Genomic DNA, 12,813 nt, shown 5'->3' with positions numbered 1-12,813 from the left:
TAGAAAATGCAGGTGAGGGACATGGCCGAAACTGAATCCGAAAGCATAAAAATTCTGGGGATCTCCGGGAGTCCCAGAAAAATGGCGACTGATTATGTGGTCCAGGAAGCCTTGCGGATTGCAAGGGAGAAATACAACGCGGAAACCGATTATTTTTCTGCGAAAGGAAAAAAGCTGAATTTTTGCATTCACTGTGATTTTTGTGTCAGGAAAAGAGAGGGCTGTGTCCACAAGGACGACATCTCGGCCGAACTGTATGAAAAAATGATGTGGGCTGATGCCTGGATCATCGGGACCCCCGTCTACCAGGGGACCATCAGTGCCCAGACAAAGACAATCATGGACCGGGTAAGGGCCGTGGTTGCAAAAGACCCGAAAGCCTTCCTGAATAAGGTAGGAATGGGGATTGCCGATGGAGGGGACCGGATAGGAGGCCAGGAACCTGCACTCCAGACCATCCACAACTTCTACATAATAAACGAAATGATTCCGGTAGGTGGAGGTTCATTCGGAGCCAATTTAGGAGCTACATTCTGGTCTCAGGACAAAGGGCCAGAGGGAGTTTCCGAAGATTCTGAGGGGATGCGGAGCCTTCGAAAAACCATGAAAAAATTCATCCAAACTGCACAGCTGGTGAAAAAGGCCGGACCCTCAGAAAAACCCAAACAGCCTGAAAAAGAAGGGAAATAAAAGGAATAAAAAAGGGGTAAGGGAAAAAAGGCAAATGGGGTAAAAAGGCAAAAGGGGTAAAAAGGGAAAAAGGGACAAAAAGGGAAAGGGGGCAAAAAGGGAAAGGGGACAAAAAGGGGAGACCGGATTAAAGCCAGAAATCCTGATCCGGACATACCTGAAAACCGGCGCCTCTTTAATAAATACCTGATTTTGAATTTAAATTCAAGCTGATAAAAAATTTAACATACTTAGCCGATCAAAAATACAATCGAAATTAATGAAACTATATTTGAGGAGTGATTTGTATGGTGGAAGTGGTAGCTAAAAAGATCAAGAGAATCGCATGGGCTATAACTGGCTCGGGGGACCAGATGATAGAGACCTACAACACGATGGTAGATCTCAAAAAGCGGACAGGGGTCGAAACAATGGTTTTCCTATCCAGGGAGGGAGAGACCGTAATGAAATGGTATCACCTCTGGGACAAAATCCAGAAGGACTTCCCCAATTTCAAGACGGATGCGGGACCCAACTCACCATTCATTGCAGGCCCGCTCCAGATGGGGTATTACGACTTCCTCCTGGTAGCCCCGGCAACTGCCAACACGGTTGCAAAGATCGTCCACGGGATTGCTGATACCCTGGTAACGAATGCGGTGTCCCAGACTGCAAAAGGCTCGACTCCCATCTATATCCTGCCCGTTGACCAGAAGAGGGGCACTGTAAAGACTTCCGCACCCACAGGCCGGACTTTTGAACTCACAATGAGAGAGGTAGATGTTAGCAACTCGGAAAAACTGGCCCGGATGGAAAACATCACCCTGCTCAAAAGTCCTTATGACATCTATGACCTCCTGGGGATGGAAAAACCGGAAGTTTAAAGGAACTGACAGGGGATCGGAAGCCGGAAGAAAAGTTGAACCAAAAACACCGTATAAAGGGGGTAAAATAACTGTGAAATACGCATTCCAGGAAGTCGTTGATGAAGTGAGCAAGCTCAAAGACCTTGATGAAGCCATAGCCCTTGCAGCAGAAAGGGAAAAAGAAGCCAGAACCTTTTACATGGAGAAAGCAGCCACCACAGATAGTATCCAGTTAAAGGACCTCTATAAGTATCTGGCAGATGAGGAAGCAAAACACCTGCATTACCTGGAAGAATACAGGGATACAAAAAAGCTCCCTGAGATTGAGATCCAAATTCCAAGCGGCCAGTCCTTTACCCCGGAGTTTGAGGAAACTGAAACCGGTTATGGCCACATGGAGCTGGGAGCAATCGGAATCGTTATCGCAGCAATGAGGCATGAGCGGAAAAGCGAGTACTTCTACATGGAACTGGCAAAACTGAGCGAGGACGAGACGCGGAAAAAGTTTTTCGAGATGCTGGCCGGGTACGAGAGCATCCATTATGACCTTCTTGACAGCTATCTCGAATCTATCACTGATTTCAGGATGCAGACCTGAAAAAAAGCCTCAGAAAAAATAAAGCCCAAACAGGAAAAAAGCATTGAAGAAAGAATCATTCAGGAAATCGGGGGTCTTCAGGGGGTTGGCATGGAAAGTGGAGAAAGAGGCGGAGCCGTTGAGCTTGCCAGAGGGGTTTACTGGGTAGGGGCAATTGACTGGAACGGGAGGGACTTTCATGGCTTTACCACACCGGAGGGAACCACCTACAACGCCTATCTGGTAGTGGGGGAGAAAACCGCCCTCATCGACACCGTGAAGGCCGATTTTGCAGGGGAGATGCTGGAGCGTATCCGGGAGATCATTGACCCTGCGAAAATCGATTATATCGTGGTAAACCACATGGAAATGGACCATGCCGGAGCCCTTGCGGAACTGAAGGAGCACACGGATGCAAGCATCTTCATAACGAGGCGGGGCAGGGACATTCTGGACGGCTATTTCAAGCCCTCTGGCTGCGATGACTGGGACTTTCAAATTGTCCGGACCGGGGACCAGCTGATTCTGGGCAGCAAAACCCTGGTATTCCTGGAAGCAACCATGCTCCACTGGCCTGACAGCATGGAGACTTTCCTGATAGAAAACAGTATCCTCTTTTCAAATGATGCCTTCGGGCAGCACATTGCCACTTCCAAACGTTATGATTATGAAGTCGGAGACCTGATCCCCGCCGCTGCTGAGTATTACGCCAACATCCTCATGCCCTTCGGGGTGCCCCTTCTCCGCTACCTGGGAAGGCTTAAAGAGTACGGGATTTCCCCCAAACAGATCGCCCCATCCCACGGCGTGGTCTGGAAACGGGACCTCGACAAAATCCTGAAAGCCTATACCACCTGGGCAAACGGAAAGGTAAGGGAAAAAGTCCTCGTGATCTATGACAGCATGTGGGGCAGCACCGAAATAATGGCGAAGGAAATTGCAGAAGCCGCCCGGAAAGCCGGAGTGGAGGTAAAACTCCTGCACCTCCGGAAAAATACCCGGAACCACATCATGAAAGAGATGCTGGATTCGGCAGCCTTTGCTATCGGCTCCCCCACCCTGAATAACGGGATATTTCCTTCCGTAGGGGACTTTCTTGCCTACCTGAAAGGCCTACGCCCCCCGAAGAAAAAAGCCGCAGCCTTCGGCTCCTACGGCTGGGGAGGAGGTGCCGTAAAAACTATAGAACAAGAACTGAAAAACTCAGGAGTGGAGCTCCTCGAACCGGGCATCCAGGTAAGGTACAGGCCGGAAGGATCGGAACTGGAGATGTGCAGGGACCTCGGAAGGAAACTTGCGGAGATTTCAAAAGAATAAAATAATACAAGTCAAGGACTTTACAATAAAAAATTGCCCACATTCTATTTTTCAGTATCATTAGACTACTCAGTAGACACATCAATGGACTACTTAGTGGACACATCAACAGATGCATCAACAGGCGTCAATACCCTCTTAAATACAGCCTCAAAGATCCCCGGATAATACTTTCACCCAGCTTGGCTGAGCTTAATAAGTACTGAAGTAATTTAGTTATTGAGGTTAAAACAATGGAAGAGTTATTCAACGGATTGGTCGAACGCGCCCTGTACTACGAACAGTTTGAAAGCTTCAGAAACACCCATATTTCCAGGCAGTTTCAGGACATGCCGGTAACAGAGCCGGAACTCAAATATCCTGCCTGAGCTTCTAAAATAAGGACCTAATTGGAAACCAGGGGTAAAGACATCAGAGAGCATTCTGAGGAAAAGAGAGGAAACTGGAAAAATAAAAGAGGGAAAATAAAAAGAAAAAGCTCAGGGGATAAAAAAGCTGAAAAGCTTCAATAAAGCATAAAATTACTTTTCAACCCTTTCTAAATCAGACTGAAGATCCTGACCCAGTTCCACTTCATAAAAGTCGCCGCTGGTAGGAAGTTCCATGAAGAAAGCCCTGGTGATGTCAACTGCGGCATCCCCTTCTTCAAGCTCAAAGTCAAGGACATGCCCTCCTGCGCTCCTATCCGTGGTAATAAAGTGAATATGGTAGCCCGGCACATTGACTCCTTTCACGTAGTCGGGAGCCCTGAACCCTACCAGTGTGCCACTTATATTTTCAAATTCAAAGACTGCCTGAGTTGAGACAACGTCCACAAGCCTGGGGTACGGTTTTTCCTGCTTTGGAACACTTCGCGCCTTCATGAAGGAAAAGTTTCCCTCAACCCGGACTGCATAGAAGAGATTTTCCGAAGGGAGCTTTGAGTCCAGGAAAGCTTCGAGTTCCGTGAGGTTCATTGGCCCCTCCAGCCCGAAACTCTCGTCTGTTTCAAAGAAGGTTACCGTGGCAAAAGGAGTGGTCATTTCCCCGGAAACAGGGTAGGCAAGCCCATCGGTTTTTATCTGGTAATAATCTCCGTCAAGGGCAAGCATTTCCCCTTCGAGTCCGTCGAAAGTCCCGATCCCGAAATCCCCGTGAGTTTCAAGCTCTTCGATAGGAAGAATGCCGTCATAGACACTCTGGAGCAGGGCATCAAGGGTGGAGACCTGATAGAGGACGTCGTTTTCCAAACCAGCTGATTCCGGAGGGACTTCATCAACACCCGAAAGCTCGACCTCCATATCATTCCCGGTATCGCCATTACGTTCAGCACATCCGGAGAGGAGAAGAGATGCGAAAACTATTGCCAGAATTAAAAAACTGTGTTTTTTCATGTACAAGCCTCATGACAAGATAAAGTGTAGATATGATAGAGTAAGAGATATGACAGAGTGAAATATTGGAAGATTGAAAAAGGTTTCTTCTTAAATATTTTAACTCATGATGTATTAAAAACCTGAATACGATTTATACTTACTGATAGTAAATATTTATAAAATATAAGATACTATATTTCTATGGGTATAAAAGGGGGATAAACTTATGGATGAATATTTTAAAGGACTTGTTCAAAGAACTCATTATTACGAACAGTTTGAAAGCTTCAGAGCCAGCCAGGAAGTCTGCTTTGCAGAACTGATTTCAGGAACTGAAGAAAGAGGAAGAAAAAAAGAAGTTTTGCAGACGGGAGAAAATATCTGACTCACCGGAGCAAACGAGCCAATCGGAGAAGAGTTGTTGATCAAAACTTCTTCAGGCTATCAGAAATTATTCAGACCATCAGAACTTCTTAAGATATTCTGCAACCGCATGCCCGATCTCCGCCGTGGTGGAATTGCCACCCAGGTCGGGAGGTACAATTTTCTTTTGAAGCACGTAGCCGACAGCCTCGTCAATGAGTGAAGCTCTTTTTTCCCCCATCCATTCAAGCAGCATCTTTACGCAGAGAATTGCCGCAAGTGGGTTTGCAATGCCCTTTCCTGCAATGTCAGGTGCGCTCCCGTGTACGGGCTCGAAAAAGGCGTACTTTGAGCCGATATTCGCGCTTGGCAGTAGCCCCAGGCTTCCCACCAGAGCCCCGGACATGTCGCTCAGGATGTCCCCGAAGAGGTTGGTTGTGACCACAACATCGTAATTCTCGGGACGCATCATGAGGCTGTAAGCCATGGCATCCACGAGCATGTCATTGGACTCGACGCCGCGGGCACTGGCAGTCTCCCGGCAGACGTCCAGGAAAAGTTTGTCGGATTTAAGGACATTTGACTTGTGGACAATGGTCAACCGGTTCTTCCTCTCTTTTGCAAGTTTGCAGGCATATTCCGCAATCCTTTCGGAACCTTTCCGGGTGACAAGCCTCTGGGTGGTGGAAAAATCCTCATGGAGCTCCTCAATTCCGGAATAGAGCCCTTCCGTGTTTTCCCGGACAATCACAAAATCAAAATCATTCCTGCCGGTCACACCCATAACTCCGGGCAGGGGCTTTATAGGCCGGACATTGGCATAGAGGTCCAGTTCCTTCCGGATGGTCAGCAGGATGCTCTTGTAGTTCGGATCAGGCACCGTAGTGATAGCCCCGAACAGGACCGCATCGCATCCCTTTATAATCTCGAGGTCCTCCTCCGACATCGCAGTCCCGGTCCGCTCCCAACGGGCATATCCAAGTTCCAGGGACACTTTTTCAATATCGAGCCCGAAAGCATCCAGGGCTTCCAGGGCTGCAGGGATCACTTCCCTTCCTATTCCGTCACCTTCTATTACCGCAAGTTTCGTCATCCTCACCTCAAAGATTGAGACTGCGAGAGAGTATATGAACCTGACGAACCCGAACCCGAAGAACTACATTTAGATCCATAGCAGGTGTTCGACAAGGATTTTAACGCCAAGCGCAATCAGGATGAGCCCCCCCAGGATTTCAACCTCACTTTCAAAGAAATGCCCTATCCTGTGCCCCAGGATAGCCCCCCAAAAGGACATGAAAAAGGTCACACAGCCTATAATGATTACGGGCTCAAGAATAGGGGTGTCCAGAAACGCAAAGCTGATCCCGACCGCAAGGGCGTCAATGCTTGTTGCCACGGCAAGCAGGAAAAGCACGGAATAACTGAGGGAACTTACCTTCCCGTCCGGGTCCCCGTAAAGGGCCTCGTATATCATTTTGCCTCCGATAAAAGCCAGAAGCGCAAAAGCGATCCAGGGAGCATACTCCGAGAGAAAGCCACTTACCGCACTTCCCCCGACCCAACCCAGCACCGGCATGAAGGCCTGGAAACCCCCGAAAAAAACCGCCATTTTCAGGGCATCATTTAGCCGAAAAGGCCGTACAGTCGATCCACTGGATACGGATACTGCAAATGCGTCCATGGCAAGCCCGAGAGCTAGAAGGAAGTTTGTAAGAAAAGACATTGAATGTACTCCATATCGTTTTCAAATGAAATTTTGCCCGGATACTGAGCCAGGCATTTCATCAGGAGCCTGGACTCAATCAGGACCCATGCTCCTGAAAAAAGCATTTCCAGAAGAGAATTTGTTTAAAGCTCTTTTTCCCTGTACCTGTTCACAAGTTTTCTGATGGCTTCCGAAACCTGATATTCCGAAGCTCCCCAGTGCACAACCGCCCCTTCAATGCCGTTGATGTTGACAAGTCCTGATTTTTCGGACCTGCAGCAGCGGGTGATGAAGAGCTTTGTGGGCACTACTATTTCGGACTTGAAGGGACAGAGATTCACGAAGGAATACTCAAGTTCCGGAAAGCGCATCTCAAAAAGAGACTTCGAGATCTCACAGCCCACAAGCAGGTGCCCGTTTTCGGTGAGCACGTCCGAGTCAAGGCATTTTCCTTCAAGCCCCGAGGAACTGCAGGGAAAAACCGTATTTTCCCCTTCGAACTGCCTTAAGTCAACCGTGTTTTCCGTGAAACGGATCTGTAGGTCCCCGAAAATCCCGCTTGCTTCAAGCCTCCGTACAACCTGGGAAAGCCAGGAAGGAGTTGGAGGAGCAACATCCAGAATCTCGATTTCAAGGATGACTGAGGGATCAGGATCATGGACAATTGTTACGTGCCTGTCCACACCGGTAAAAATGACGGTATTTACCTTTCCGGTGCAGAGTTTCGCGGCGGTTTCGATCAGGAGGGAACGGTCCTTTATGTTCAGTTCCTTTTCGTACCTGACCACCTCTTCTCCAGAGGCTATCAGCTCAAGGGATTCAACCTTTCTGAGCAGCTCATTTCCGCTTTTCTTCACGTAGTAGACAGAGTATTCAGTACTTCCGGACTCGAGGTCCTCTTTTTCAACTATCAGATACTCTGTCAGGAAATAAATGGGCTCTTCCGTGCCCTCGGGAAGGGCTTTTGATACACCCACGCATTTGTACTCGTCGGGAAAGATCATAGGGATCGCTTCAAATTCAGGTTTTTAACCCGTTTTCCTTCGGTTATCTTCAGTTATCTTCGGTTAGCTTCAGCTTTCCTTTTTCATTTCCTGGCTCTGGAGCTTCTTCCTGTGCGCCACAAGCCCCCCATCGGTCAGGATCTCGAGCAGGAAATCGGGGAGTTTGTTTCCTTCGAATGTGCCCCTGACCGGAACGGAGACCTCGCCTTTGAGCAGGTCAACCTCGATCTCATCCCCTTCCTGGCACACGACATCCGCTTCCATAAGGGGCAGCCCAACATTGATGGCATTCCTGAAAAAGATCCTTGCAAAGGACTTTGCGACAATGCAGGCCACACCGGCATATTTCAGGGCAAGCGGGGCCTGTTCCCGTGACGAGCCGCAGCCGAAGTTGTTCCCGGCAACAATGATGTCTCCAGCCTTCACATTTTTAGCGAATTCAGGGTCTATGCCTTCCATGGCATGGGCTGCAAAGACCTGCATGTCCTTGGTCCGCAGGTATTTCCCGGGGATGATAACATCGGTATCGATGTCGGTCCCGAAAATCCAGACTCGGCCTTTGATAGGGTTTTCCATAGTATTCACCTGGCATGTAGGTTTTTTTACTAGTATATGTAAGTAGCGGAAAATAAGAGCTCAACTGGAAATTTTGGAGGGAAGTTCAAGGAAAAAGCAAAAGGTAAAGTCCGGAAAAAAATACTGAAAAAAGAAAAACGGCAAGAAGAAGAAAAGACTGCTGAAAAAAGAAAAAAAGCAGGAAAAAGAAAGAAAAGTAAACGCACAAGAAAGTGCGTTCAAAAAATTTACATTCAAACTTTAATTTCTTCGCCGTTCAAAACGGCTTCTTCACTAACCCCTACTTCTTTTGTCGTGCTTCCGTAACTTACAAGATAAGGCCTGATGGGAGCCGTGTCAAATTGGGTCTCCCCGGAAATCGGCCCTTCGGTTGAGTAAGGCACTGTGAACTCGTACCTGCCTTCCGCATCCGCAGTTGTAGACTGGGAGTATTCAAAATCCCTGCCCTGCCCTGTCATAATGATTGTGTTTATCATGACCTTCTCATTCGGGGAAGCAGTTCCGCTTATTTTTGCACCTTTTACGTATTCGAAAATCTTCACGTAGCCGGTGTCCTCCTCGGCAAGTTTACCCCGGGGGTCATCCGCAGCAAGCTGAGTGAGATAGAGATAATTGAACACCTGCTTGTACCCCATTTCAGCTGTCTGCCCTGCCCAGGTCTCGTGGACCAGGCGGTACTGCTCAAGCCCGGTCCCATCAAAGAGGTGGAGCCTGGCTTCCATGGAATTGTAGTAGCGCAGAGCAGGCAGGGTCTGGTACCCATTTCCTGTAAAGGTCGATTCGTAGTAGCCCTCGGAGTCCAGAGTCCAGGCAGTCATTGCATAGAACTTGCCTGTTGCCATCTCCACGTCTGAGACGACGTAACGGGCTGCAACTTTATCGGGGTCAGGATGGATAGCTTCCAGAACCGCCGTGGCCTCTTCTTCGGACTGAGCGGTGAAGAAGGTGGAAGCCCCGGGTCTGTTTGGTTCTTCAAGGCTGTTCCTGCGGCCACCGACCCCCTGCTGGAAGGGGTTTGCGTTCGGAATTCTTCGACCGATGACTTCGATCCAGTGGCCGTAGTCCCACCAGGACATGACACCATAAGCGGAGTCAGGATAGGAGTAAAGTTCCCCGTCAGCGGGAATTTCATAATTTTCATAGAAATCCAGGCCCGGGTCAGGAGTGTTGGAGTTTAGCCAGAGGGTTGCTTCGATCCAGGGACCGTTGGGACCTCCCGTGCCTTTAGTGTATTCCATCGCAGCGCCATAGCTCGGGACGATGAGAACAAGCGCAGAAACCAGAAGCACAACTATTGAAAAAGCTTTTTTAGCGTCAAGATTTTTCTTGAGAAAGTCAGGGACTTCTGCAATGGTTTTTACTTTTGCTTTGAAATCCTCCGAAAGGGATTTCAAACCTACAGAGTCCGCAATCCAGATCGCAAAATAGGCAGAAAGGATGGCGACATTCACCGAAAAGTAGTACGCAAAACGGTTCTGCTGAAGCATTGCCCAGAAAATCATCAGGGTCCAGATAAGCAGGAAGCTTTTCTCCTGCCCATTTCTTTTGTAGATTTCATAGACAAGCAGCGCAAGTCCCAGGAACACAACGTATCCTGCATATGCAAACTGCACATAGAGCTGTTCCAACCCGCCTCTGCTGAAGAATGGAGAGGCTTCGGCAATCGTAAGTGCACCGCCGGTCCTCAGGAAATAACTGAAGACAGACATGATCAGTGCAAAAATAGAAGGGGATATAATTTTGGCCAGTCCGATTCCGGCAACAAATAGCACTCCAAGCGTAAAGGGATAATAGTATTTCGGAAGCTTCCTATTATTCATAAAAACGGAGATGCCCGTGAGGATAGGAAAAGCAAAAATTCCAGCAAGTAGTCCTTTCATGTGAAGGGATTTGGTACCCCCAAGATGAGGGGTCAGCATCACTATGAAAAAAGCAACAGCAAAAATAAACATCCCGGAAATCGCCACATAATCCGTAGGTTTACCCTTCATATGGTCAAGGACGTGTTGAACCGTGATGTATGCGCCCAGGATAAAGGCAAAGAAAAGGGCACCTTTCCAGGCAAGAGCATAGGCTCCAAGAAAAATTCCGGTTAGCAAAAGATAGGGGAGAATACCCTTTAAGGAAGCAAAGTCCTTGTTCTTAATTTTTTCAAAAGAGATTTCATATTTGCCTGCTTTATTTAGTGCCATTATGAAAAACATCGCAGTAACCGTACTTAGAAGGGTTTCTGCAATATGATGGTCATTGAAACCTATCATTGAACGGGACAGGAACTGCCCCGGAAGGACCGCAAGAATGAACACGGAAAGAAGACCCACTCTTCTGTCATCGAATACCCATTTTGCCGCATAGTATGTGGGGACCAGCACCAGGGCTCCGAGGAATGCCGGATAGTATGCGGACACATTATAGATCAGGTCCTGATCCGGATTCCCTCCACCGAGGACCCATATAACCGAAGCTAGAAACATATCGAATAAGGGAGCAAAGACCTGGTCCGTCCCGAAAGGATAATGTGTATAAGCATCGAACCAGAGCATATTCGGGAAATGGTGGAGAATGGACTCAACGTTTCGAAGATGGTACCAGGGATCATTTCCCCCAAACCTCACAAATCCGTTCGAAAGAAACACACCAGCCTTCGGGAGAGTTCTGATGTGGAGAGCAACAAGAAATGAAATAATGATCCCCACAAAATACGGAAGGCTTTCAAGCAACTTTTTTGGACTCTTGCTTTCAGCAGTCATGTAATACACTCTTAAGTTCTAATAAATATTTAAGTTCTAATAAACATTTAAGCTTTAATAAAACTTTAAGTTCTAATTAAGATATCAGAAATTTGGACCTTTTAGTGATAACTTATAAAGAGAATTCAATTTCATGAAAGGAATTAATTCTACATAAAGGTAAATTTTTTGTCTGGATTTTAATTCTGTGGATGGTGTCAGTGATTGATAGAATTAAGTGATGAATATAGAATTAAGTGATGGACAGATCGTTATACAGAGTTAAATTCTCAAAGAAAGAATTGATTTATCAATCTAATCCAGAACTGTGTAATGAATACTAATTAGAATTAAATCTATAAAAACATTCATTTTATTGGGTTTTTATGCATGAAAATAATACATTCAGATTCAGAAACAAGGTTATTTATAAACTTTGTGATACAAGGTTAAAAAATATATATTATTGATGCATTGAAGTGGACGATATGAACTCGCTTTTAACGCTCACTCTTTTCACAAGTTTGATACCCATAACAGTTTATTCTATTTACATAGTTGCGGTTTTGATTACAAAAGAACCTGAACCGGTAAAAGTTAAAAATTACCCGCGAATCACTGTTTCAATTCCCACATATAACGAGAGTGAAGTAATTGAAAACAGAATAAAAAACCTGAGAGATATAAATTACCCATCAGAGCTTATCCACGCTATCGTGGTAGACGACCAGTCAACAGATGATACTGTAAAACTGGCTAAAAAAGCATTTAAGGAATACGGGATCTCAGGAGAAGTCATCGTAAAAGAAAAACGTACAGGCACAAACGCATCTGTAAACCTGGGGGTCTCCAGAGCAAAGACCGAGATAGTGGTTACAACCGATGCAGACGTCGTATTTGAAAAGAATGCCCTTGACTATGCTATCGGAAGGCTGTTAAGTGACGAAAAAATCGGAGCGGTTTGCGGCGAGCTTGAACCCGTAATTAAAAAGAGTTCATTCACCACAGGTTCGGAAAAAGCCTATCGTTCGGTTTACGGCAAGATGTGCACCTGGGAAAGTGGGATCGATTCCACTTACTGTTTTAACGGCCCCCTCATAGCTCTTAAGAAAAAAGCCTTTTCTCCAATCCCCGAAACCCATGGGGCGTCGGATGCCGGAATGGCACTTAGGATCATTCGTAACGGATACAGGTGCCTGTATGAGCCAGCCGCGAAGTTTTATGAATATATCACGGAAGACCTCGGGCAGCAGAGAAGGCAGAAACTTAGAAGATCTGCAAGACTGCTTGAGGCTACATTTTACAATCTTGATCTCGCATTTTCGAATTCAAGGAAATTCGGGTTTATCGTATTTCCTTTAAGGATTCTGATGTTTTTCATAGCCCCGGCCGCATTTTTTACGAGTGTTATATTATGGGCGTACCTGGCTGCAAAAATAAGTCTGATATACGGAGTTGGGATCCTGGCTCTGTTTACGCTTGCACTTATATCCGGGATCAGCAGTTCGAATCTCGTATCTTCCTTCATCTGGCACCAGATATACCTTCTGTTTAGTTTGAGGTATATGTTTAAAGGGGTGCATATCTGGAAGGCGATAGATAGGGAGAACGTATAAAAAGAAGTTTAGATAGAAAGGTTGAAAGGCAAAAAT

At 46.7% G+C, this 12,813-nt stretch carries 14 protein-coding genes; 8 read left to right on the top strand and 6 right to left on the bottom strand.

Annotated elements, in window-relative coordinates; translation table 11 throughout:
* The first annotated feature begins 21 nt into the window (after positions 1–21).
* The 6 genes from MSMTP_RS03970 (at position 22) to MSMTP_RS20140 (ending at position 3,941) form a co-directional block, all read left to right on the top strand.
* The gene (locus tag MSMTP_RS03970; RefSeq protein WP_048177926.1) at positions 22–690 is read left to right on the top strand and encodes a flavodoxin family protein; all 669 of its coding nucleotides are present in this window, start codon (positions 22–24) and stop codon (positions 688–690) included.
* A gap of 287 nt (positions 691–977) precedes the next feature.
* Entirely contained in the window at positions 978–1,553 is a 576-nt protein-coding gene (afpA, locus tag MSMTP_RS03965) for an archaeoflavoprotein AfpA (RefSeq protein ID WP_048177925.1), read from the top strand.
* Between the two features lie 73 nt (positions 1,554–1,626).
* Positions 1,627–2,133 (top strand): ferritin family protein, encoded by a 507-nt coding sequence (locus tag MSMTP_RS03960; RefSeq protein WP_048182630.1) that lies wholly within the window; start codon positions 1,627–1,629, stop codon positions 2,131–2,133.
* Between the two features lie 90 nt (positions 2,134–2,223).
* Positions 2,224–3,429: an FprA family A-type flavoprotein gene (locus MSMTP_RS03955; protein WP_048177924.1), complete on the top strand. Its 1,206-nt coding sequence runs from the start codon at positions 2,224–2,226 to the stop codon at positions 3,427–3,429.
* 233 nt (positions 3,430–3,662) lie between these two features.
* On the top strand, positions 3,663–3,797 hold the full coding sequence (locus MSMTP_RS20145) for a hypothetical protein (RefSeq protein WP_255351012.1): 135 nt from the start codon (positions 3,663–3,665) through the stop codon (positions 3,795–3,797).
* Between the two features lie 21 nt (positions 3,798–3,818).
* Entirely contained in the window at positions 3,819–3,941 is a 123-nt protein-coding gene (locus MSMTP_RS20140) for a hypothetical protein (RefSeq protein WP_255351011.1), read from the top strand.
* A 9-nt stretch (positions 3,942–3,950) separates the two neighbouring features.
* Here the strand turns inward: MSMTP_RS20140 and budA are convergent, their stop codons facing one another.
* Positions 3,951–4,802, bottom strand: coding sequence for an acetolactate decarboxylase (gene budA / locus MSMTP_RS03950; protein WP_052718262.1), 852 nt, complete (start codon positions 4,800–4,802; stop codon positions 3,951–3,953).
* A gap of 208 nt (positions 4,803–5,010) precedes the next feature.
* Here budA and MSMTP_RS18925 point away from each other — a divergent pair, with 208 nt between their 5' ends.
* Positions 5,011–5,169 carry a hypothetical protein gene (locus MSMTP_RS18925; RefSeq protein WP_156153665.1) on the top strand — a complete coding sequence of 53 codons (159 nt, stop codon included), beginning with the start codon at positions 5,011–5,013 and terminating at the stop codon, positions 5,167–5,169.
* A gap of 78 nt (positions 5,170–5,247) precedes the next feature.
* On the opposite strand, the gene MSMTP_RS03945 is transcribed toward MSMTP_RS18925, so the two are convergent.
* The 5 genes from MSMTP_RS03945 to MSMTP_RS03925 all read right to left on the bottom strand — a co-directional run bounded on the left by MSMTP_RS03945 (position 5,248) and on the right by MSMTP_RS03925 (position 11,182).
* Positions 5,248–6,240 carry an isocitrate/isopropylmalate family dehydrogenase gene (locus MSMTP_RS03945; protein ID WP_048177923.1) on the bottom strand — a complete coding sequence of 331 codons (993 nt, stop codon included), beginning with the start codon at positions 6,238–6,240 and terminating at the stop codon, positions 5,248–5,250.
* Positions 6,241–6,309: 69 nt separating this feature from the next.
* Positions 6,310–6,870: a manganese efflux pump MntP family protein gene (locus MSMTP_RS03940; RefSeq protein WP_048177922.1), complete on the bottom strand. Its 561-nt coding sequence runs from the start codon at positions 6,868–6,870 to the stop codon at positions 6,310–6,312.
* Between the two features lie 125 nt (positions 6,871–6,995).
* Positions 6,996–7,856, bottom strand: a complete 861-nt coding sequence (locus MSMTP_RS03935) for a hypothetical protein (RefSeq protein WP_048177921.1) — start codon at positions 7,854–7,856, stop codon at positions 6,996–6,998.
* A 69-nt stretch (positions 7,857–7,925) separates the two neighbouring features.
* Entirely contained in the window at positions 7,926–8,432 is a 507-nt protein-coding gene (hacB, locus tag MSMTP_RS03930; protein ID WP_048177920.1) for a homoaconitase small subunit, read from the bottom strand.
* A 233-nt stretch (positions 8,433–8,665) separates the two neighbouring features.
* On the bottom strand, positions 8,666–11,182 hold the full coding sequence (locus MSMTP_RS03925) for an oligosaccharyl transferase, archaeosortase A system-associated (RefSeq protein ID WP_048177919.1): 2,517 nt from the start codon (positions 11,180–11,182) through the stop codon (positions 8,666–8,668).
* 467 nt (positions 11,183–11,649) lie between these two features.
* Between MSMTP_RS03925 and MSMTP_RS03920 the strand changes: the two genes are divergently transcribed.
* Positions 11,650–12,777 (top strand): glycosyltransferase, encoded by a 1,128-nt coding sequence (locus tag MSMTP_RS03920; RefSeq protein WP_048177918.1) that lies wholly within the window; start codon positions 11,650–11,652, stop codon positions 12,775–12,777.
* Positions 12,778–12,813 lie beyond the last annotated feature (36 nt).

This window comes from Methanosarcina sp. MTP4, from assembly GCF_000970045.1.
Lineage (GTDB): Archaea > Halobacteriota > Methanosarcinia > Methanosarcinales > Methanosarcinaceae > MTP4.
This window is presented reverse-complemented; position numbering and strand designations above follow the sequence as displayed.

Excerpts from the sequence above, each read along its gene's own strand:
- MSMTP_RS03970 (WP_048177926.1), top strand. The coding sequence starts at position 22 with ATGGCCGAAACTGAATCCGAAAGCATAAAAATTCTGGGGATCTCCGGG.
- afpA (WP_048177925.1), top strand. The coding sequence starts at position 978 with ATGGTGGAAGTGGTAGCTAAAAAGATCAAGAGAATCGCATGGGCTATA.
- MSMTP_RS03955 (WP_048177924.1), top strand. The coding sequence starts at position 2,224 with ATGGAAAGTGGAGAAAGAGGCGGAGCCGTTGAGCTTGCCAGAGGGGTT.
- MSMTP_RS20145 (WP_255351012.1), top strand. The coding sequence starts at position 3,663 with ATGGAAGAGTTATTCAACGGATTGGTCGAACGCGCCCTGTACTACGAA.
- budA (WP_052718262.1), bottom strand. The coding sequence starts at position 4,802 with ATGAAAAAACACAGTTTTTTAATTCTGGCAATAGTTTTCGCATCTCTT.
- MSMTP_RS18925 (WP_156153665.1), top strand. The coding sequence starts at position 5,011 with ATGGATGAATATTTTAAAGGACTTGTTCAAAGAACTCATTATTACGAA.
- MSMTP_RS03945 (WP_048177923.1), bottom strand. The coding sequence starts at position 6,240 with ATGACGAAACTTGCGGTAATAGAAGGTGACGGAATAGGAAGGGAAGTG.
- MSMTP_RS03940 (WP_048177922.1), bottom strand. The coding sequence starts at position 6,870 with ATGTCTTTTCTTACAAACTTCCTTCTAGCTCTCGGGCTTGCCATGGAC.
- MSMTP_RS03935 (WP_048177921.1), bottom strand. The coding sequence starts at position 7,856 with ATGATCTTTCCCGACGAGTACAAATGCGTGGGTGTATCAAAAGCCCTT.
- hacB (WP_048177920.1), bottom strand. The coding sequence starts at position 8,432 with ATGGAAAACCCTATCAAAGGCCGAGTCTGGATTTTCGGGACCGACATC.
- MSMTP_RS03925 (WP_048177919.1), bottom strand. The coding sequence starts at position 11,182 with ATGACTGCTGAAAGCAAGAGTCCAAAAAAGTTGCTTGAAAGCCTTCCG.
- MSMTP_RS03920 (WP_048177918.1), top strand. The coding sequence starts at position 11,650 with ATGAACTCGCTTTTAACGCTCACTCTTTTCACAAGTTTGATACCCATA.